The 16995-nt window shown below is 66.1% G+C and carries 28 protein-coding genes; 24 read left to right on the top strand and 4 right to left on the bottom strand.

Going from position 1 to position 16995, the window contains the following annotated elements; all coding sequences use genetic code 11:
* Positions 1 to 328: 328 nt before the first annotated feature.
* Together T8K17_RS01975 and T8K17_RS01970 are read right to left on the bottom strand one after the other, a co-directional pair.
* A complete protein-coding gene (locus T8K17_RS01975; protein WP_322332828.1) occupies positions 329 to 931 on the bottom strand; it encodes a hypothetical protein in 603 nt (200 codons plus the stop codon).
* A 267-nt stretch (positions 932 to 1198) separates the two neighbouring features.
* On the bottom strand, positions 1199 to 1945 hold the full coding sequence (locus T8K17_RS01970) for a helix-turn-helix domain-containing protein (RefSeq protein ID WP_322332827.1): 747 nt from the start codon (positions 1943 to 1945) through the stop codon (positions 1199 to 1201).
* Positions 1946 to 2057: 112 nt separating this feature from the next.
* On the opposite strand from T8K17_RS01970, the gene T8K17_RS01965 reads away from it, so the two are divergent.
* Complete coding sequence (locus tag T8K17_RS01965) at positions 2058 to 2363, top strand: helix-turn-helix domain-containing protein (protein ID WP_322332826.1); 306 nt, start codon at positions 2058 to 2060, stop codon at positions 2361 to 2363.
* Between the two features lie 71 nt (positions 2364 to 2434).
* Here T8K17_RS01965 and T8K17_RS01960 read toward each other — a convergent pair whose 3' ends face one another.
* Entirely contained in the window at positions 2435 to 2734 is a 300-nt protein-coding gene (locus tag T8K17_RS01960) for a hypothetical protein (RefSeq protein WP_322332825.1), read from the bottom strand.
* Between the two features lie 84 nt (positions 2735 to 2818).
* Between T8K17_RS01960 and T8K17_RS01955 the strand changes: the two genes are divergently transcribed.
* Positions 2819 to 3718 (top strand): ParB N-terminal domain-containing protein, encoded by a 900-nt coding sequence (locus T8K17_RS01955; RefSeq protein ID WP_322331182.1) that lies wholly within the window; start codon positions 2819 to 2821, stop codon positions 3716 to 3718.
* Positions 3715 to 4050 carry a hypothetical protein gene (locus T8K17_RS01950; RefSeq protein WP_322331183.1) on the top strand — a complete coding sequence of 112 codons (336 nt, stop codon included), beginning with the start codon at positions 3715 to 3717 and terminating at the stop codon, positions 4048 to 4050. The genes T8K17_RS01955 and T8K17_RS01950 overlap by 4 nt, the downstream gene beginning before the upstream one ends.
* On the opposite strand, the gene T8K17_RS01945 is transcribed toward T8K17_RS01950, so the two are convergent.
* Complete coding sequence (locus T8K17_RS01945; RefSeq protein ID WP_322331184.1) at positions 4040 to 4249, bottom strand: hypothetical protein; 210 nt, start codon at positions 4247 to 4249, stop codon at positions 4040 to 4042. The genes T8K17_RS01950 and T8K17_RS01945 overlap by 11 nt on opposite strands.
* A 100-nt stretch (positions 4250 to 4349) precedes the next feature.
* On the opposite strand from T8K17_RS01945, the gene T8K17_RS01940 reads away from it, so the two are divergent.
* From T8K17_RS01940 to T8K17_RS01840, 21 genes are all read left to right on the top strand, one after another.
* Positions 4350 to 4535: a hypothetical protein gene (locus T8K17_RS01940; protein WP_322331185.1), complete on the top strand. Its 186-nt coding sequence runs from the start codon at positions 4350 to 4352 to the stop codon at positions 4533 to 4535.
* Entirely contained in the window at positions 4532 to 5185 is a 654-nt protein-coding gene (locus T8K17_RS01935; RefSeq protein WP_322332824.1) for an MT-A70 family methyltransferase, read from the top strand. Before T8K17_RS01940 ends, T8K17_RS01935 begins: the two co-directional genes overlap by 4 nt.
* Positions 5185 to 5655 carry a DNA transposition protein gene (locus tag T8K17_RS01930; protein WP_322332823.1) on the top strand — a complete coding sequence of 157 codons (471 nt, stop codon included), beginning with the start codon at positions 5185 to 5187 and terminating at the stop codon, positions 5653 to 5655. The genes T8K17_RS01935 and T8K17_RS01930 overlap by 1 nt, the downstream gene beginning before the upstream one ends.
* The gene (locus T8K17_RS01925) at positions 5655 to 7637 is read left to right on the top strand and encodes a transposase domain-containing protein (protein WP_322332822.1); all 1983 of its coding nucleotides are present in this window, start codon (positions 5655 to 5657) and stop codon (positions 7635 to 7637) included. Before T8K17_RS01930 ends, T8K17_RS01925 begins: the two co-directional genes overlap by 1 nt.
* A gap of 65 nt (positions 7638 to 7702) precedes the next feature.
* The gene (locus T8K17_RS01920) at positions 7703 to 8665 is read left to right on the top strand and encodes an AAA family ATPase (protein ID WP_322331190.1); all 963 of its coding nucleotides are present in this window, start codon (positions 7703 to 7705) and stop codon (positions 8663 to 8665) included.
* Positions 8662 to 8919 (top strand): hypothetical protein, encoded by a 258-nt coding sequence (locus T8K17_RS01915; protein WP_322331191.1) that lies wholly within the window; start codon positions 8662 to 8664, stop codon positions 8917 to 8919. The genes T8K17_RS01920 and T8K17_RS01915 overlap by 4 nt, the downstream gene beginning before the upstream one ends.
* Positions 8916 to 9191, top strand: a complete 276-nt coding sequence (locus T8K17_RS01910; RefSeq protein WP_322331192.1) for a hypothetical protein — start codon at positions 8916 to 8918, stop codon at positions 9189 to 9191. Before T8K17_RS01915 ends, T8K17_RS01910 begins: the two co-directional genes overlap by 4 nt.
* A gap of 104 nt (positions 9192 to 9295) precedes the next feature.
* Positions 9296 to 9943, top strand: coding sequence for a DUF3164 family protein (locus T8K17_RS01905; protein ID WP_322331193.1), 648 nt, complete (start codon positions 9296 to 9298; stop codon positions 9941 to 9943).
* A 10-nt stretch (positions 9944 to 9953) separates the two neighbouring features.
* Positions 9954 to 10217, top strand: a complete 264-nt coding sequence (locus tag T8K17_RS01900) for a hypothetical protein (RefSeq protein WP_322331194.1) — start codon at positions 9954 to 9956, stop codon at positions 10215 to 10217.
* A 219-nt stretch (positions 10218 to 10436) separates the two neighbouring features.
* Positions 10437 to 10718: a hypothetical protein gene (locus T8K17_RS01895; RefSeq protein WP_322331195.1), complete on the top strand. Its 282-nt coding sequence runs from the start codon at positions 10437 to 10439 to the stop codon at positions 10716 to 10718.
* The gene (locus T8K17_RS01890) at positions 10715 to 11446 is read left to right on the top strand and encodes a regulatory protein GemA (RefSeq protein WP_322331196.1); all 732 of its coding nucleotides are present in this window, start codon (positions 10715 to 10717) and stop codon (positions 11444 to 11446) included. Before T8K17_RS01895 ends, T8K17_RS01890 begins: the two co-directional genes overlap by 4 nt.
* Complete coding sequence (locus T8K17_RS01885) at positions 11443 to 11832, top strand: helix-turn-helix domain-containing protein (RefSeq protein WP_322331197.1); 390 nt, start codon at positions 11443 to 11445, stop codon at positions 11830 to 11832. The genes T8K17_RS01890 and T8K17_RS01885 overlap by 4 nt, the downstream gene beginning before the upstream one ends.
* A gap of 268 nt (positions 11833 to 12100) precedes the next feature.
* Positions 12101 to 12505, top strand: coding sequence for a hypothetical protein (locus T8K17_RS01880; protein ID WP_322331198.1), 405 nt, complete (start codon positions 12101 to 12103; stop codon positions 12503 to 12505).
* A gap of 106 nt (positions 12506 to 12611) precedes the next feature.
* Positions 12612 to 13043 carry a D-Ala-D-Ala carboxypeptidase family metallohydrolase gene (locus tag T8K17_RS01875; RefSeq protein WP_322331199.1) on the top strand — a complete coding sequence of 144 codons (432 nt, stop codon included), beginning with the start codon at positions 12612 to 12614 and terminating at the stop codon, positions 13041 to 13043.
* A 12-nt stretch (positions 13044 to 13055) separates the two neighbouring features.
* Complete coding sequence (locus tag T8K17_RS01870) at positions 13056 to 13670, top strand: hypothetical protein (RefSeq protein WP_322331200.1); 615 nt, start codon at positions 13056 to 13058, stop codon at positions 13668 to 13670.
* Positions 13667 to 13864: a hypothetical protein gene (locus T8K17_RS01865; protein ID WP_322331201.1), complete on the top strand. Its 198-nt coding sequence runs from the start codon at positions 13667 to 13669 to the stop codon at positions 13862 to 13864. The genes T8K17_RS01870 and T8K17_RS01865 overlap by 4 nt, the downstream gene beginning before the upstream one ends.
* Entirely contained in the window at positions 13791 to 14063 is a 273-nt protein-coding gene (locus tag T8K17_RS01860; protein WP_322332821.1) for a TraR/DksA family transcriptional regulator, read from the top strand. Before T8K17_RS01865 ends, T8K17_RS01860 begins: the two co-directional genes overlap by 74 nt.
* Positions 14060 to 14464, top strand: coding sequence for a DUF2730 family protein (locus T8K17_RS01855; RefSeq protein WP_322331203.1), 405 nt, complete (start codon positions 14060 to 14062; stop codon positions 14462 to 14464). Before T8K17_RS01860 ends, T8K17_RS01855 begins: the two co-directional genes overlap by 4 nt.
* Positions 14461 to 14766 carry a hypothetical protein gene (locus T8K17_RS01850; protein ID WP_322331204.1) on the top strand — a complete coding sequence of 102 codons (306 nt, stop codon included), beginning with the start codon at positions 14461 to 14463 and terminating at the stop codon, positions 14764 to 14766. The genes T8K17_RS01855 and T8K17_RS01850 overlap by 4 nt, the downstream gene beginning before the upstream one ends.
* A gap of 8 nt (positions 14767 to 14774) precedes the next feature.
* A complete protein-coding gene (locus tag T8K17_RS01845) occupies positions 14775 to 15350 on the top strand; it encodes a phage protein Gp27 family protein (RefSeq protein WP_322331205.1) in 576 nt (191 codons plus the stop codon).
* Entirely contained in the window at positions 15347 to 16984 is a 1638-nt protein-coding gene (locus T8K17_RS01840; protein ID WP_322331206.1) for a hypothetical protein, read from the top strand. Before T8K17_RS01845 ends, T8K17_RS01840 begins: the two co-directional genes overlap by 4 nt.
* The last annotated feature ends 11 nt before the right edge of the window (positions 16985 to 16995 follow it).

The raw sequence follows: 16995 nt of genomic DNA, 5'->3' as shown, positions 1-16995 counted from the left end.
GGTTCTGCGGAAAACGGGGCGGGTGTCACCCCCGGGCGGCCGCGGCGGGTTCTGGAGTAAATTCGGCGATTTCGCGCCTGATCGCGCCGGACAGGCGGTATTTAAGCGGTCGGCGCATAAACGTTCAAGCGGCGTTTAAATGGCGGACAACCGCCCGTTTCAGGGTGTCTGTCGTTACCGGCCCGGCCGGCGAGAGGGCGTTGGAACTCTTGCATTTCGACCGGCGCAGCGAACTCATGCAAGAGTTCGCTGGAGAGGCGCGGAGAGCCGCCGTTTTCCTGTCGGAACGCGGAGTAGGCGGCGACACCAAACATTTGCACTTTTTCGGTCACTGAAAGCGCGCCGCTTCATCCAGGAGGCGGTCCGCTGTTCGATCAAGGGCGAGCTTGGCGGCCGGGCAATTGATCCCGCCGACACCCAATCGTTTGGCGTTCAATTCGGCCCCCACCATGACGCTGTCTTTTGATCGTTGATGGCTAGTTAGTGCCTGCGGCTTACCGCGGAGCGCGTCGACAATACGCTGCTCAACCGCCTGCGCTTGGCTCGGATCGCAGAGCCGCACGCCGGCAAGATGCGGGGTGATCTGGACTGTGAGCCAAAAGGCAGCACTCGCGGCCTCGGCGGGCGTGTAGCTGTACGACCCACTGAGGACTGATCTCGCCCTGTCCACGGCGACACCAAAGCCGGACAGCAGTGCCTCTTGATCCAGCGGCGTCGAACTCAGAGAGGAAACCCAGCGCGACCTTACGACGGCGCCGGCGCGCAGTTGATCGACAACCCGTGCAGCCCGTTTTCCGGAAAGCACCTCTTCGGCAGGCCAACTGATCGCGCCTGCATCATCGATACGTACAGCAGCCACCGACCCGGGTTTGTGTGGCCCGCCCCCTACGGCAATCGAAGTCGAGCCATTACCCGCAAGCGTCACCACCATGTCGCCGCGCCGCGATCCCTGCAGGGTTGCCCGAACTGAGCAGTTCGTTTCGTCGGTGAACGCGTCTCGACGGCATGTAATCACCCATTGCCCCAGATCCCGGCGGGGTGGCCGTTCGCCATGGGACCACTCGGAGAAGAAAACGTCGTCGTTTGGGCCGGCGAGGGTCGGGCTAGAGGATAAGAGGGACAGCAGCCCTACTGCCCCGGCGACGAGTGCTTTTCCGATCATCATTAACCCCTGTTTCACTCTAGCTACAAACCCCGTTCATCTTTTGATGGCGGGCCGGGGCTTGGAGGGCGCCGTTGCAGCGGCGACCTCGTCCCTAACTGCGGAGGACAGGAGCGTAAGGTCCTCGACCGTCATTTCGTGGCGGAAGGCGACCGTGCGCAGCTGTTCCTTGAAGAGCGGCGAGGGCGTCCAACCGACCGCCGCCAGCGCCTCATCGACAGCCGCGTAAGCAGCGCGAATGCGGACACCGACGTCCTTGACCCGCTGCTCCATGCGACGGTCGGCCCCCCTATCGTCGAAGGCCGTGCGCAGATAAAGATCGGCCTCGGCGCGCTGAGCGCCCGAAGCACCGCCGCCGCGAGCGAGCGACTGTAGCTCCACATAGATCGGCCAGAGCGCATCATCGTGGCCGAGCGCGTCAGCCGAGACCGGCAGATCCACATGCTCCATCAAGGTTTCGCGGATCTCCAGAAGCCGTCGATCGATCTCGTCCTCGGGCAGCACCTGTGGATTGGAAGAGCGCATCTCCCCGCGGCCCGTCGCCAGCCACTCGATGGAAACACCGGCGGCGTCGGCTATAGCGGCAGCCTTGTCGATGCTCGGGGCGCTCCCTTTCAGGTACTGCCGGATTGAGGCTTCTCCGATTTCACATCGGCGAGAGAACGAGCTGACCGACTCGTCGCCGATGGCGATCGCTAATCGATTCGCGAAGGGCGCGTCAGGCATAGCGGCCGCTTTCTTGCCGGCCCGGAAGCCAACAAATTCGTAGAAAACTACGGTCATCGTATTTTTCTACTTGCTTGTATCGTATCATTATACGAGCCTTCACAAACGTTCACTCAAAGTCCCGAACAAAGCCGGCCCTGCCAGGCCGGCCACACGACAGGAGAAGCCCATGGCGAACCGCCGTGCCGCGGACAAGGATCCGATGGAGATCCGGTTCCTCTTGAACCGCAAGGGCCTGACCTTCGCGGATGTCGACCGGATGTACGGTCTGCCGAAGTCAGTCGCGCGAGTCACCGCCCGCTGCCCCAATCCGAAAGGCGAGTTGGCGATCGCGGAATGCCTCGGCATGTCGCCGCGCGAGATCTGGCCCAGCCGTTACGACCCGAGCACGGGAGAGCGCCTGAAGCCTCAACCCGGCTCGCACTATACGGATCGCCCGAAGTTTCGTCAGCAACACCAGCAGAAGGTGGCCTGACATGAGCATCATCAAGAAGCTCGTCGCGTTCTTGAGCCCCGCCCCTCGTCCGACCTCGATCGCCAGCAGCTTCAGCGACCAGAAGGCGGCCCAGGATCATGTGGCGGCAAGGCGAGCGTATCTCGAAAGATCTCGCCGACTCGCTCAAGCGTCATCCGGTGGAAATCCATCGCCAGGCTCTGCTGAGCCGGCGAACGGTCGAGGTCGCCCTGGCGATCGAGGGCGTCGGTGAATCCAGCCATGCGCTCCAGCACCCGCTCCGCGTCCTCCGGCGCTAGTGCTCCGCCGCGCACCAGCTCCGCCATCAACACCCCGAAGGCCATGCACCAGGTTGTGGCCGCCTCTAGCGCCAGGTCGTCGTTGATATCCATGTCCTCATCTCCTGCATCCGTTGGTCGTATGTCGATAGTCCACGATCCCGTCTTGCTAGACAGCGTCAAAACGGGGGGGGTGTCGTGACGGTGGCCGGCACAGAACAGATCCACAGGATCCCGCTCGACCAAATCGACGTCGTCGACCGGCTGCGGGTGGTCGACCCCGCTCATGTCGCCGCGATCGCCGAAAGCATCCGCGACATCGGGCAGAGCCAGCCCATCGAGGTCCGCAAGGCGCCCGGAAGCGAGAAGTTGCTCCGCGATCGATACATCCTGGTGTCCGGCGCGCACCGCATCGAGGCGGTGCGCGACCTCGGGTACCTCGATATCGAGGCCCGTATCGTGGTCGCGACCGATACTGAGGCCCGGCTGCGCGAGATCGACGAGAACCTGGCGCGCCACGATCTGAACCCGCTGGACCGGGCAGCCTCCTATGCCCTGCGCAAGGAGTATTACGAGAAGCTGTATCCAGGAGCGGTTCAGGGCGCGGCCGGCCTGCAAGCCATTGAAAAAGGCCAAACTGCAAAAATTGCAGTTTGGTCGTCGGTCCTCTCCTTCGCCGCCGCGACCGCTCGGTCGACCGGCCGCGCCGAGCGCACGGTCTGGCGCGCCGTTCAGATGTACGACCGCCTGGCGCCAGCAGTCCGCGCCCGCATCGCCGGTACATCGATCGCCCGCCAGGAGGGTGAGCTGTTCCGGCTCTCCAGGCTGACGGCCGAGGAGCAGGCGCAGGCGGTCGATCTGATGTTGACCGAAGGTGGCCCGCGCAAGGTCGCGGATGCGGCCGCCGCCATCCGAGGCCAGCGCGACAATCAGCCCGATGCCGACAAATCCAGCCGCGCCGCCGAGCGCGAAGTCACCCGCCTTGCCACCTGGCTGCGCCGGGCGCCCAAGCGGGTCCGCAACATGTTCTTCGCGCTCATCCGTGACGAGTTCGTCGCGTGGCTGGCCGAGCGCGACCAACCGGAGGAAGACGCATGAGCGACAACGCACGCGATCCCAATTCCGCCACACCCGCACAGAAGCGCGCCGAACTTCTCTCGACGTTCTTCTTGGGCGACCGCCGGCCCGGCAGCGTGCCGGCCGACCCCGCCATCTACAACGGCGCGAGCGGGAGAGACACCTTCCTGGCATGGGCGGACGCCCAAGGGTGGAGTGGTCGCGACTGGGACGAGCTCCTGCTGACCGTTCTGCTCAACCGGGGCCGCCTAGAGGGGCCGTTCACCGTAACCGTCAAGCTCGAGGATCGCGGCGGGCTCACCGAAGAGCGGGCGTCCGCTCTCTTGCGCTCTGTCTACGGCCTCAGCCGCTAGGTCCCGGCATGTTGCGGATCCCCTCCAGAGCGGCATCGACCGACTCGCCGAGGTCCTCGGCGTCGCTGAGGTGTGAGCGGAGAACCTCGATCTCCGCGAGCAAGGCTTCCTTGTCCAGGACGCCTGACCGCACAAGGACGCGAATAGCGGCTGTCGACATCAAGAAGTTCGAGATCAGCAATCCATCGTCAGTGGCCATCGTTCTCTCCATCGGTTGTGTTGCAACTCCGATGGTAGAGCGCGGCCGGGCGCGCGTCACGGTTGTGATGCGTAGCCCGGCCGCCGCTCCTGGGGGGGGTATGGCTGACCGCGATCCTCGTCAGCTGGTGACCGCCCCTTCGCAATGGCTCGACGGGGCGCCGTTCGCTGTCGACCTCACCGACCAGGGCCTGCAGTACGTCATCCCCGGCTGCGAGCGCCTGGATGGCGAGGCCACAACGACCCCGCAACAGCTCCTTAAATGGCTGCGGAGGGCGCGCACATGATCGACCTCCGTGATCGCCATCAGCTTATCCGCCACCGCCGAACCGGCGGCTATCCGGTCATCCTCGCCGATCCCAACTGGCCCTTCGACACGCACAGCGAAAAGGGCCAGGGCAAGAGCCCCAGCCGCCACTACGACACCATGCCGATCGGCGAGATCTGCAGCGTCGACGTCAGCCTTCTGGCAGCCAAGGACGCCGTTCTCTTCCTGTGGGCAACCTGGCCGCACATGCCGGTCTGGACGCGGGTGATCGAGGCCTGGGGCTTCGAGTATGCCGGCCTCGCCTGGGAGTGGCGGAAGTTCAATCCGGAGACCGGCAAGTATGCATTCGGCCCCGGTTACGGCACCCGCAAGAACCTGGAACCCTGCCTGCTCTGCACCCGCGGCAACCCTCAGCTTCGCAAGCCGACCGCCTTTTTCGGCGACGTCGAGATACCCGAGGGCGCGCACAGCGTCCGGGACTTCATCGACTGGTGGCCCCAGGACGAGATCCGCTCTCCTCGCCGCGGCCATAGCCAGAAACCGCCCAGCCAGTACGAGCGCATCGAGACGATGTTCGGCGGCCCCTATCTGGAGCTGTTCGCGCGCAACACGCGGCCGGGCTGGAAGTCCCTCGGCGACGAGGTCGCCAAATTCGGTGAGGTCGGATGATGGCGAAGGCCCGGCGCGATCCGCTGACGCTGGACCTGCTCTCCTGGCAGCCCAAACAACCCATGTCGCCGGTTGTTCCGACTCCGGCGCGCGCGGCCGAGCCGGAAGGGTGGCGCCTTGCAGAGCGGATCAGTCTGTCCGTGGCAGCCGCGCTCCGGGATTCCGACATGCCGCGCGACGAGGTGGCGCGCCGCATGTCGGAGTTCCTGGGCGAGGACGTATCGGCCCACATGCTCAACGCCTACGCCAGCCAGGCCCGCGACGATCACAACATTTCGTTCGCCCGGCTCGTCGCCCTCTCCCATGCGCTTGGGCGGCTCGATTTGCTCGACACCGGAGCGCGGCTGCTCGGTGGCGCGGTAGTCGACCAACGCTATCTGCCGGCCATCGAGGAGATGATCCTGATCGACGAGATCGAGGAGCGCGAACAGCGGCGCAAGCAACTCCGTCCGAGATGGAGGGGCCGCTGATGCGCGTCGAGTGGTTCACCGCCGCCGAACTGGCCGAGATGAAGTTGCGCGGACTTCCGCGCAAGCAGAAGGGTTCGAACCCCTATGCCGGCATACATCGCCTCGCCAAAGCCGAGGGCTGGGCCGATGCCCGCACTGTTTCCGGAGAGCCCCTGGCGAGGCGCCGTAAGGGTCGCGGCGGCGGCTTCGAATACCACTACACCGTTCTGCCGACCCTCGCCCAGGTCGCCCTTCTGGCGCGCGAGGTCCGCGAACGGGCGGCCGAGGCGGATGCGCAGCGCGCCGAGCCCGGCCGCGCCGAGATCTGGAGGCACTTCGAAGCCGCAACCGCGAAGTCGAAGGACCGGGCGCGCCGCAACCTCGCCATCCTGGCCGCGGTGCTGGATCTGGAGCGCGGGGGCGCCAATCGCTCGGCCGCCGTCGCCCAGGCCGCCGTCGATAACAAGGTCGCCATCAGCGCCATCTGGAACTGGTTCGAGGCGGTGGCGGGCAAAGACCGCGCCGACTGGTTGGCCTGGCTCACACCCCGCTACTCGCGGAGCGGCAAGCCGGCCTCCGAGATCCATCCCGACGCCTGGGATTTCTTCCTCGCCGATTACCTGCGCCTCAGCAAGCCGAGCGTCGCCGAATGCTGGCAACGCCTGCAGGACGCCGCGCGCGACCACGGCTGGGTGCTGCCAGGCACTCCGAAGACCCTGTCCCGCAAGCTCAAGCGCGAGATCGACCCCGAAGTCATCACACTCAGGAGGGAAGGTATGGAAGAGTTCAACCGGAAATACCCAGCACAGCGCCGGGACCGCTCGGATCTGCGCGCCCTGGAGGCGCTCAACTACGACGGTCACAAGATCGACCTGTTCGTGGAGTGGCCCGGCGGCGAGATCGGCCGCGCATTCCTGTTGGGGTTCCAGGACCTGTCGAGCAACAAGATCCTTTCTTGGCGGCTCGACACCACCGAGAACGCCACCGGCTTCCGCCTGGCCTTCGGCGACGTCATCGAGAATTGGGGCATCCCCGACACCGTCTTCTCGGACAACACGATGGCAGCCGCAGCCAAGGCCAATACCGGCGGCGCCAAATACCGCAACCGCTACAAGCCGCGCGACGACGACTTCCTGGGGCTGTTCCCGGCGCTCGGTATCGACCTGCGGTTCACCAAACCGGGCCACGGGCAGTCCAAGCCGATCGAGCGCGCCTTCGGTGAGTTGTCTCGCTACATCTCCAAGGCCCCGGAGTTCGAGGGCGCCTATACCGGCAACAGTCCGACGAACAAGCCGGCAAACTACGGCGCGCGCGCCGTGCGGATGATCGACCTGCTGCGGGTCTGCGAGCGCGAGATCAACCGCTACAACGCCCGCACCGACCGCAACAGTCTGGTCGCCCAGGGCCGCTCCTTCGACGATGTGTTCAACGAGAGCTACGAGCGCGACCTGATCCGCAAGGTCGCCCCCGAGGACGAAGCGATCCGTCGCCTCTGGCTGCTGTCGGTGGTCGGCCTTACCTGTCGCCAGCCGGACGGTGTGCTGCACCTCTACGGCAACCGTTATTACGACCCTGCCCTGGCCCGCTATATCGGCCGCAAGGTCGCGGTCCGCTACGACCCGGACCGACTCGGCAAGCACATCCATGTCTATGACCTGGACGGCACCTACATCACCGCCGCCGGCTGCATCGCCGACAGCGGCTTCATGGATGAGTCGGAAGCGAAGAAGCACGCCCGAGCCAGGAAGGCCCGGCTGCGCGCAACCCGTGAGCTGGCCGACGCGCAGATCGTCCTGAATGAGCGCGACGTGGCACGGATGCTGCCGACGCCCGACGCCCCGGTGAAACCGGAAGCCAGGGTCGTCAAACCGCAGCGGTTCAGTGCTGCCGCCACGAAGCCGCAGCCGGCCCGGCTGCCCGAAAGCGACCCCAACGCACTCCCCGATGAGTTCGTGAACAACGTGATGGCCATGAAGGCCATCCGTGATCGCACCCGTCTGTGACGGGCCGTGAGTGACCGGCGGGCGCGGGAACGCCCACCGGTCGATAACAGTGGAGGTAGGAAGACATGAACCTTATCAGCACACATACAGCCCTGGAAAGCGTCGACGACGGCGACCTTCGCCAGCGCGCCCGGTCCGTCATGGAGGCTGAGCGCCTGTCGCAGGCCGCCGCCGCAAAGGAGATCGGCGTATCCGGCGGTGCCCTCAACCAGTGGCTACAGGGCAAATACAAGGGCGATAACGACGGCTTTGACCGGGCGGTAGAGCAGTGGCTGTCCGCCCGTAGTCGCCGCCAGGAAGCCGCCCTGCGGATCCCTTCATCGCCTCCGTTCTTCAATGGGCCGACGGCGCGCGACATCGTGGTGACGCTCGCAATCGCCCATGCCGACGGCGACATCGTGACGATCACTGGCGTGCCGGGAGTCGGCAAAACGGAGTCCGCCAAACACTACCGGGACAACAACCGGTCGGTGTGGCTCGCCACCATGGCCCCGCACTGCTCGTCCGTCGTGCCGGCCTTGCAGGAGATCGCCGAGGCGGTGGGCATCAAGGACATGTCGTTCACCGGCGCCCGGCCCTTGTATAGGGCGATCCTTCGTAAAACCGCCGAGACAGGCGGCCTGCTGATCGTGGATGAGGCGCAGCACCTCAACGTCAAGTGCTTCGACGAAATCCGCAGCATCCATGACGCCACAGGCATCGGGATCGCGTTTCTGGGCAACGAGACGGTCGCCGGCCGAATGACGGGCGGCGGCAGGACCGGCGAGCACGCCCAGGTCTACAGCCGCGTTGGCGGGCGCCGGTACATACCGCGCCCGACCGCCGGCGACGTTCGAGCACAGGCCGAAGCATGGGGTGTGACCAGCCCGGAATGCATCGCCTACGTCGAGGAGGTGGCGGCAAAGCCCGGCGCATTGCGCCTGGTCAACAAGGTGGTCCGCCGCGCCGTGATGCACGCGGGCGGCGTGGAGCTGATGGGGCTCCAGCACCTGAAGGCCGCCTGGGCAAACCTGGGAGGTGGCCAATGATTGCCGAAAAGATCGAAGGCGTGATCGAGCGCTGGTTCACGGTGATGCAGGAGACCGGCGTCTTCCCGCACCAACTCTTCATGCAGGGCATCGACGAACTGCACGACGCGGCCCGCATGGCGCGGCGCCTCGAAGCCAAGCCGGTACCGCGGCGCCAGCGTGTCGTGGCGTCGACCGACCCCAGCGACCCCGTCGTCGATCTCGCCTCCTTCCGGGGGCGAGCCAAACAGCCGACATCGGGAGCCGGTCTATGAGCGCCGTGGTGGAAACCGCCCCGCTGTACCCGGGCGAGGGCGCGCGCATCAGCTGGGTCGAAGGCAAAGGCACGACTGCGGTTCGGATCGACGCCGTCGTCTCGAAGATCCGCGCCAGCGGGCACATGCAGGTCTGCCGTCTGGACTTCTTCGACGGAACCTCGGTGACCGCCGTCATGGATGCCAACCCCGACAGCGGCGTGATCTCGATGACATTCGAGACCGCCGATGGCGAGCCGCACCTGGTCGCGCTGGAGGCCGACCATGGCTAAGCGCCGCGGCCTGGTCTGGCTGATCCGCCAACAACTGCGGTGGTGGCTGCTCGGCAGCCTCCATCGCTCCCGCTTCACCGACACACAGATCTGAGGAGCCTGATATGAGCGATCAACTCACTCTGCCCGTTTCCGGCCGCGAAATCCCGGCTGGCTACGTCGAGGACGCCAAGGGGAGGTTCGTCACCGAAGCGAGCATCCGCCCGGTCCAGCAGCTCGAAGATCAGATGGTCCGGAAGGTCCTGGGCTACGCGGTCGAGCTGCACAACCAGATCCAGCGCTTCAAGGGCCACGTGTTCGCCGACACCGGGTCTTACATGAGCCTCGCGGAGGAGGAGTACGGCGCCACGAAACGAGGCGCGAAGGGACGCGGCAACGTCACCTTCATGACCTTCGACGGTCTGATGAAGGTGCAGATCGCGGTCGCCGACCGCCTCAGCTTCGGACCGGAGCTGCAGGTGGCGCGTGCGCTCTTCGACGAGTGCATTTCCGACTGGACCGAGGACGCCCGCGACGAGCTGCGCACGCTGGTCGATCAGGCCTTCCAGGCCGACAAGGAAGGTCAGGTGAGCCGCGACGCCGTCTTCCGACTGCTGCGCCTGGAGTTCGACGACGCTCGGTGGAAACGCGGCCAGGAGGCGATCCGGGACAGCATCCGAGTGATCGGCTCCAAGAGCTACGCCCGCTTCTACATTCGCAACGACCAGGCCGATGGGTGGCGCGCCGTGCCGATCGACCTGGCCGCGGTATGAGGAGGCGACCATGGGCGCGCTCGCAAACCGCCACGCCCGACCCGCCGCCGACGATCTGATCCAGGTCGAGATCTACGAGGCATCCCGCCCGGCTGAGGTCCCGGTGGTGCACGTCGATCTCTGGTATGGCCGCCGGGACCTGTGGGTCTACCGCGCGGCCGGTGGTGAGGTCCGCACCGTGACCCCCGTGCGGGGCCTGCCGACGCCGCTGCCCGACGCCGAGTGGCTCGGCTGGCCTCCAATCGGCGAGTTCCTCGCCGGCCAGGGAGTCTGACATGGACCGCGTCTGCCCCGTCCGCGGCTGCGGCGCACCGCTCCGAAAGGGCCACGCCATGTGTCGCGAGTGCTGGCACCGGACGTCGACATTCCATCGACGGAATGTCAGCCAGCGTTGGCGGCAGGTTCAGAGCAGCCCGATCGACGAGCGGCTTCAGGCCGTCAACCGTTATCGCGGCGCCCTGGCGCTGGCGGTATCGGACAGCGAGACGCGGCGATGACCCGGCCGCTCGACGACGCGCTGCTGGGCTTTTGGTCTGCCACGATGCAGCTGCTGCCGCATCAGCCGAAAGCCCTGCAGGAGAACGTCCGCCGGGCAGCGACGGCGGTCACCCAAGCCGCCCGCGAGGCCGCCGAGCGGCCGGCCGGCGATCCGACCACCGAGCTGCGCGAGGCCCTGGAGCGCGCATCCGCCCAGCTCGGATGGTCGGACGTCATGGTGATCGTGAACGCCACCGGCCGGCGCTGTTCCGGCCCTGCCAAGAGAGCCGCCGAATGACCGCTACCGCCACCCGCACCGACGACAAGGCTGCTCGCCGGCCGCGCATGCAAAAGGTCCAGATCGCCAAGAGAGACCTGGGCCTCGACGACGAAACTTATCGCGCGCTCCTCCGCCGGATGTTCGGTGTCGAGAGCAGCACTGCGCTGAACCTCCGCCAGCTCGACGAGCTGCTCGACCATTTCAAGGCCCAGGGCTTCAAGCCTGCCAAGGCCGCCGCCCCGGCCCGCGCCGGCAGCAGGCGCCTGGCCACGAACAAGTATGCCCGCAAGGTCCGGGCGCTCTGGATTTCCCTCTATCACCTGGGCGTGGTTCGCGACCCAGCGGAGGCCGCCCTGGTCACCTACGTTCGGCGAGTAACCGGCGGCCGAGGCCGTGGGCTTGAGGCCCTCGAATGGCTGAAGGGCGAGGAAGCCTTTAAGGCGATCGAGGCGCTGAAGGCCTGGGCAGCGCGTGACGGTGGCGTGGATTGGAGCACGGACGGCCTCGGAGCCTGGGCGCCCTACCTGCCGATCGACGCGCACGAGCGCTTTGCCGTGGTGTCGGCGCAGTGGCGACGCCTGCGGGATCTCGACGCCGTCAGCGACCCCCAGGAGACGCGCTGGTGGAACGTCGCGATCGCCGCCACCGACAAGACGCGTCCCGATCTCTACGAACCGGAGGACTGGTTCCGGGTTACCGAATGGTTTGGCCGGACGCTGCGTGAAGCCTTGGCGGCCAGGTCATGACCCGGCGCATCCCAAACCGTTGGATTCTGCCGATCGTCTGCGAGATCTGGGGTGTGGACGCCGCCGAAGTCAGGGGACCTGCCCGGCAGCGGAAGTTCACCGAGCCGCGGCAGGTCGCCTTCTGGCTGAGCGCCCAGCATGGCGAAAACTCCCTGATGGCGATCGGCCGGTTCTACGGCCGCGACCACACGACCGTTTGGCACGGAGTCCAAAGGGTGACAGCCCGTCTCGGAAGGGACCACGGCTTCGACCACCGAGTACAGACGGCGGTGCAGCGCGTGGTGGCGATGCGGCCGATCGACGATCCGGACTATCAAATCGGCTGGCCAGTTCCGGTGCTGGTCGAGGCCGGCTTCCAGTACCTGGGCGGGGAGGTTCAGAGTTGACCTTTGCCGCCAACGTCCGTCCAGAACCACTTTGTGTAGTTCTCAGAGACCCAATGGATGATCCGCGGCACAGCATCCGCTGCACCAGCTTCGTCGCCCGTTTTCTCGATGTAGACCTTCCGGGCGGCCAAGAAAGCGGGGTGGTCAAGATCACCTGCCTGGCGCCGCTCTCGATAGGCGATGGCAACCGCCCTGTAGAGGTCCGGATCGACCGGTCTAGGCCCCATGAGAAAGTCTCGCTCGATGAACGTCGCCGGCGGAGCCTACCATGACCGCGCCGGCGCTCCCGCTACCTCAATTGCTCGCGGAGCTGGCCGAGGCTCATGGTCTCGGGGCCGCTCTGTCGCTCGCGCGGGAAGCAGGGGGGACAATCGTTTTCCTGCCAGAGAAGCCCACCCCGTTGCTGACACGCCGGTTCGGGGACCAGGTCGCAACCTGGTTGGTCTCGACTTACGGCACCGGTCCGGTTGCCATACCGCTTGGCCCCTACGCCCGCGATCGCGTGCGTGCCGAGAAATTGCGGCAGGCGATTATCAACGGAGAGGGCAGTGCGTCCGATCTCGCCCGGCGTTTCGGCATTGCCGCACGCACGGTGAAACGGCATCGTGCGAAAGCTCGAGAGCAGGATGACGATCTTCCGCTTCTTGCCGGCCTCTCCCAAGATCAGGACTAGAGAACGGCCATGGTGACAGGTGTCACCATGGGTTTGTGACCGAGCATCGGTCACGCTTCGAACGTGAGCGGGGCATAGCCCCGCGCCCTACGTTCGAGGAACCGCGATGTCCTTAGCCCTGCCCGATCCGAAGTCGTCCGTCATCCCGGACTGGCAATGGAAGAACTTCACGCCCGACGAGTTGCGGTGCAAGTACACCGGTCTGCTGGTCGTGGTTCCGGACTTCATGGACAAGCTGCAGACGCTCCGTGAGATCCTGGGCTTTCCGTTCATCATCAGCTCGGGCTACCGCCACCGCACGCATCCGGCCGAGCGCAACAAGGCGCAGCCGGGGACGCATGCCTACGGCCGGGCCGTAGACATCCAGGTCTACGGCGTCCGGGCTCTGGCGATCGTCGAGCAGGCGCGCGCCTTCGGCTTCACCGGCATCGGCGTGTCCCAGCCCAATGGCAGCGACGGACCGCGCTTCGTGCACCTCGACGACATGACCGCGGCCGAGGGCTACCACGCCCCGCGCCCGGCGCTCTGGACCTACTGAGGAGACCGAGCAGTGAACGACGTGAAGAAGCACTGGATCCCGGAACGCAAGTTCCTCGCCGCCGGGCTGTCCGGCATCGCCACCTGGCTGCTGACGCTGGTCCTGGCCGCCGTCGGCGTGGATGTCCCCACCGAGATCCAGACGGCCGCGGTCGGCCTGGTCATGGGAGCGGTGCACTATTTCGTGCCGCCGGCCGCCCTGGACATCCTGCGGCGCATCGACAGCGACCTGAAGTCGACCTTCAAGGTACCCGGCGACGCGGTGACGAAGGTGGCGCTGATGTTCCTGCTGCTGGGCGGGCTCGCCTTCGGCGGACCGGTCGCCTGCGGCACCTACGCGGTCTACAAGGCCGAGGCCGCTACGCCCGCCCAGGCGGTCTACGCCGTCCAGTCGGACTACAACGCCGCCCTATCCTCGGCGGCCGAGCTGATCGAGAGCGGGCTGATCAGCGAGGACCAGGTGCAGACCATCCGGCGCCTGGACAACGCGGCCTACGAGGCGCTGAAGCGCGCCCAGGTCGCGGTGCGCCGAGGGCACGATCCGACCGTGGAGGCGGCCGTGTCCCTCGCCCGCTCGGCCGTCGCCGAGCTTGCCGTCTATCTCGCACGCCAGGAGACGGGCCGATGAACGCGTCCATGATCCTGATCGGGATCCAGATCGCCGACGCGATCGCCGCGGGCATCCCGAACGCGATCGCCGCGAAGCGGGCGATCGAGCGCATGGTGGCCGAGAACCGCGACCCGACTGATGCCGAGTGGGCGGACATCAACGCTGTCACCGACGAGCTGCGGGCCAAGCTGCATGGGGACGGCAGTGCCTGATTTCGCCGACCAGGCCAGCGAGTACGAAGAGGCTGCGCGCGCTTCCGCTGTGAGGCGCGCGCTCTCCGTGCCGAAAGGCGACGGTCGGACCCACTGCATCGACTGCGGGGAGGAGATTCCGGAGGCACGTCGAGCGGCCGATCCGGGCGCGGTCACCTGTATCGATTGCCAACGTGACCGGGAGCGCGCGACACGATGATCGAGCTGGTTAAAGAGCTTAACGCGTGGGCCGGCCTGCTGTCGGTCGTCGGGATCGCGATGGTTTCCATCGCGATGCTGTATCTGCGAAGCGTGTTCGCTCCGCGCTCCGACCTGGAACTGGAAGTCGCGGCCAGGGACGAAGCGGCCAAGAAGGTGGTCGACCGAGTGGAGAAGCTGGAGCGAGCAGTCGATCGGCTCGAGCAGCGGGCGGCCACCGCGCCGACACAGACCGATCTGCAGAACATCGTGATCTCGATCGAGTCGTTTCGAGGCGACGTCAAGGCCATGGCGTCGGAGGTGACCGGTCTCGATCGGGAGCTTCGCCAGATCGGCCGGAAGGTCGACATGCTTGTCGAGAACGAGATCAAGGGCGCACAGAGCCAGAGGGTCAGCACATGAGCATCCAGGACATGCTGCGCGAGGAGCTGCGGCTGACGATCATCGTGACCCTCAACGAGGTACCTGGCCAGAGCGCCTACGAGGGCCTGCTGCAGGAAGCGATCGCGCGCTATCACAACCAGTTTCCGACCCGCGCCGAGCTTCAGGCAGAGCTGATCTGGCTTCGCGACGCCGGCCTGCTCACGATCGCCGAGCATCCGCAGCCGGGTCGTGTGAGCTACACGGCCACCCTGACGGCGCGTGGCGAAGCGACCGCCACCGGGCGGCTCAAGACCGCCGGCGTGCGTCGCCCGAACGCGTAGCGCTCCACATGAGAAAGCGCGGCCCGAAGAGCAAGATCGAGAAGCTGGATCCGGCCATCAAAGCCGAGATCGACCGGCTTCTGCACGTCGAAGGGCGCACGATCGACGACGTCGTTGAGTTCCTCCAGACGCTCAAGCTGGATGACACACCGTCGCGCGGTTCGGTCGCGCGATACAGCGCCACGACAGCCAAGATGCGCGGCGACATGGACCGAATGCAGTCTGTGACGTCTCAGCTGGCTAAAGAGTTCGGCGACCAGGACAACGACGCCGCCCGCTTCCTTATGCAGATCGCGCAGACCATCGCCTTCAAGCTGATGGACAAACACGCCGGCGCCGACAACGTCCTCGAGGTCGAGGAGTTCATGCTCCTGATGAAGGGCATGAAGGACATGGCCTCCGCGCGCAAGACCACGCTCGATGCCGAGGAGAAGGTCCTCGCCAAGCTGAAGCGCGAGGCCGCCAAGCTGTTCGACCAGGCGCAGCGAGACGCCCAATCCGCGGGTGAAGGAAAGGGCCTGTCGGCCGAGCGCCTGGCGCAGCTCCGCCGCGACATTCTCGGCGTCCGGGTCCAGGCCACATGAGCGAGCAGCTCCCCACCGCGACCATGCCGCCACCGCGATCGCCGATCGACGATCTGCCCCTGGGAGTGCTGCCGCCAGACGATCTCGATCCTCTGGCGGACGGCATTCTTATGGCCCACCAGGTGGAGTGGGTCTCCGACGAGTCCGACCTGAAGCTCGCCGAGAAGGGCCGCCGGACCGGCATCACCTTCGCCGAGGCCCTTGCGAGCACCTTGATCGGCGCGGCCAGCGCCTCGGCCGGAGGAGACAACACCTTCTACATCGGCGACACCAAGGAGAAGGGTCTGGAGTTCATCGGGACCTGCGCCAAGTTCGCGCGCAACGTCGCCGCCGAGTTGCTGTCCGTGGAGGACTTCCTGTTCGACGACGTCCAGGAGGACGGCAGCTCGAGGCAGATCCAGGCATACCGGATCCGCTTCGCATCCGGTTTCCAGATCTGCGCTCTGTCGAGCCGGCCGGCCAACATCCGAGGCCTGCAGGGGCGCGTGATCATCGACGAGGCGGCGTTCCATCCGAACGTCCGCGGTGTGATCGACGCCTGCAACGCTCTGCTCATCTGGGGCGGCAAGATCCGGATCATCTCTACTCACAACGGCACGCTGAACGCCTTCAACGAGCTGATCAAAGAGACCCGCGAGGGCCGGTACGACTACTCCATCCACCGCATTACGTTCGATGACGCGGTGGCCAACGGCCTCTACGAGCGGGTTTGTCTGCTGCGGAACTGGACGGCTTCGGCCGAGGGCAAGGCCGAGTGGTACCGCAAGGTCCGTCGGAGCTACGGCACGCGTGTCGATGCGATGCGGGAAGAACTGGACGCCGTTCCGCGGGAAGGCGACGGCGTGATGCTGCCCCTGGCTTGGATCGAGGCGTGCAGTATCGAGGACTATCGCGTCGCGCGCTGGGAGCCACCGGTTGAGGGGTTTGTTGACCTCCCCGAGGTTCAACGCCAGGCCGACATGCGCGCCTGGCTCGACGAGAACGTCGGCCCGCATCTAGAGGCTTTGAAGGATCTCCCGACGGCGATCGGTGAGGACTTCGCCATGCGCCAGGACCGGACCTGTATTGTCGTCGGCTACACAGCTCAGAACCTGGTGCGCCGAGCGCCGCTGGTGGTCGAGCTGCGGCAATGCCCCTACGACCAACAGAAGCAGGCGCTCTACTACATAGGGGCTCGGCTCAACCGGCTGCAGCGGATGGTCCTCGACGCCAATGGCAACGGCATGGTGCTGGCCCAGGAGGCTCGCCAGAAGTTCGGATCGAACCGGGTGACCGAGCTGATGGCCAACGACGCATGGTACCGAGAGAACACCCCGAAGTTCACGGCCGCTTTCCAAGATCGGACCATTTGGATCCCGGCCGATCGAGATGTCCGGGACGATCTGCGCCAGTTCCGAGTGGTCGGTGGTGTCGGCAAGATCCCGAGTGATATCCGCAACGAGGGCAGCGACGGTGGACGGCGGCACGGAGACGCCGGCCAGGCCCTGCTGCATTTCTATGTCGCGACGCTGACCGGGATCGTCGAGTTCGGATACGAGGCCGCGATCCCGATGCGTCGCCGGGTCGATGAATCACCCGCATATGGCACCGATGACGAAATGCCGGGCGCCCGGTTTGGACCAGGTGCCTGGTAGGAGACGAGAGC

The sequence above is a fragment of the Thalassobaculum sp. OXR-137 genome (assembly GCF_034377285.1).
Classification (GTDB): Bacteria; Pseudomonadota; Alphaproteobacteria; order Thalassobaculales; family Thalassobaculaceae; genus Thalassobaculum.
This window is presented reverse-complemented; position numbering and strand designations above follow the sequence as displayed.

Excerpts from the sequence above, each read along its gene's own strand:
- T8K17_RS01845 (WP_322331205.1), top strand. The coding sequence starts at position 14,775 with ATGAGAAAGCGCGGCCCGAAGAGCAAGATCGAGAAGCTGGATCCGGCC.
- T8K17_RS01895 (WP_322331195.1), top strand. The coding sequence starts at position 10,437 with ATGACCCGGCCGCTCGACGACGCGCTGCTGGGCTTTTGGTCTGCCACG.
- T8K17_RS01855 (WP_322331203.1), top strand. The coding sequence starts at position 14,060 with ATGATCGAGCTGGTTAAAGAGCTTAACGCGTGGGCCGGCCTGCTGTCG.
- T8K17_RS01865 (WP_322331201.1), top strand. The coding sequence starts at position 13,667 with ATGAACGCGTCCATGATCCTGATCGGGATCCAGATCGCCGACGCGATC.
- T8K17_RS01965 (WP_322332826.1), top strand. The coding sequence starts at position 2,058 with ATGGCGAACCGCCGTGCCGCGGACAAGGATCCGATGGAGATCCGGTTC.
- T8K17_RS01885 (WP_322331197.1), top strand. The coding sequence starts at position 11,443 with ATGACCCGGCGCATCCCAAACCGTTGGATTCTGCCGATCGTCTGCGAG.
- T8K17_RS01900 (WP_322331194.1), top strand. The coding sequence starts at position 9,954 with ATGGGCGCGCTCGCAAACCGCCACGCCCGACCCGCCGCCGACGATCTG.
- T8K17_RS01925 (WP_322332822.1), top strand. The coding sequence starts at position 5,655 with ATGCGCGTCGAGTGGTTCACCGCCGCCGAACTGGCCGAGATGAAGTTG.
- T8K17_RS01950 (WP_322331183.1), top strand. The coding sequence starts at position 3,715 with ATGAGCGACAACGCACGCGATCCCAATTCCGCCACACCCGCACAGAAG.
- T8K17_RS01920 (WP_322331190.1), top strand. The coding sequence starts at position 7,703 with ATGAACCTTATCAGCACACATACAGCCCTGGAAAGCGTCGACGACGGC.
- T8K17_RS01970 (WP_322332827.1), bottom strand. The coding sequence starts at position 1,945 with ATGACCGTAGTTTTCTACGAATTTGTTGGCTTCCGGGCCGGCAAGAAA.
- T8K17_RS01960 (WP_322332825.1), bottom strand. The coding sequence starts at position 2,734 with ATGGATATCAACGACGACCTGGCGCTAGAGGCGGCCACAACCTGGTGC.
- T8K17_RS01935 (WP_322332824.1), top strand. The coding sequence starts at position 4,532 with ATGATCGACCTCCGTGATCGCCATCAGCTTATCCGCCACCGCCGAACC.
- T8K17_RS01915 (WP_322331191.1), top strand. The coding sequence starts at position 8,662 with ATGATTGCCGAAAAGATCGAAGGCGTGATCGAGCGCTGGTTCACGGTG.
- T8K17_RS01860 (WP_322332821.1), top strand. The coding sequence starts at position 13,791 with ATGCCGAGTGGGCGGACATCAACGCTGTCACCGACGAGCTGCGGGCCA.
- T8K17_RS01910 (WP_322331192.1), top strand. The coding sequence starts at position 8,916 with ATGAGCGCCGTGGTGGAAACCGCCCCGCTGTACCCGGGCGAGGGCGCG.
- T8K17_RS01945 (WP_322331184.1), bottom strand. The coding sequence starts at position 4,249 with ATGGCCACTGACGATGGATTGCTGATCTCGAACTTCTTGATGTCGACA.
- T8K17_RS01840 (WP_322331206.1), top strand. The coding sequence starts at position 15,347 with ATGAGCGAGCAGCTCCCCACCGCGACCATGCCGCCACCGCGATCGCCG.
- T8K17_RS01875 (WP_322331199.1), top strand. The coding sequence starts at position 12,612 with ATGTCCTTAGCCCTGCCCGATCCGAAGTCGTCCGTCATCCCGGACTGG.
- T8K17_RS01850 (WP_322331204.1), top strand. The coding sequence starts at position 14,461 with ATGAGCATCCAGGACATGCTGCGCGAGGAGCTGCGGCTGACGATCATC.
- T8K17_RS01930 (WP_322332823.1), top strand. The coding sequence starts at position 5,185 with ATGGCGAAGGCCCGGCGCGATCCGCTGACGCTGGACCTGCTCTCCTGG.
- T8K17_RS01940 (WP_322331185.1), top strand. The coding sequence starts at position 4,350 with ATGGCTGACCGCGATCCTCGTCAGCTGGTGACCGCCCCTTCGCAATGG.
- T8K17_RS01890 (WP_322331196.1), top strand. The coding sequence starts at position 10,715 with ATGACCGCTACCGCCACCCGCACCGACGACAAGGCTGCTCGCCGGCCG.
- T8K17_RS01905 (WP_322331193.1), top strand. The coding sequence starts at position 9,296 with ATGAGCGATCAACTCACTCTGCCCGTTTCCGGCCGCGAAATCCCGGCT.
- T8K17_RS01880 (WP_322331198.1), top strand. The coding sequence starts at position 12,101 with ATGACCGCGCCGGCGCTCCCGCTACCTCAATTGCTCGCGGAGCTGGCC.
- T8K17_RS01975 (WP_322332828.1), bottom strand. The coding sequence starts at position 931 with ATGGTGGTGACGCTTGCGGGTAATGGCTCGACTTCGATTGCCGTAGGG.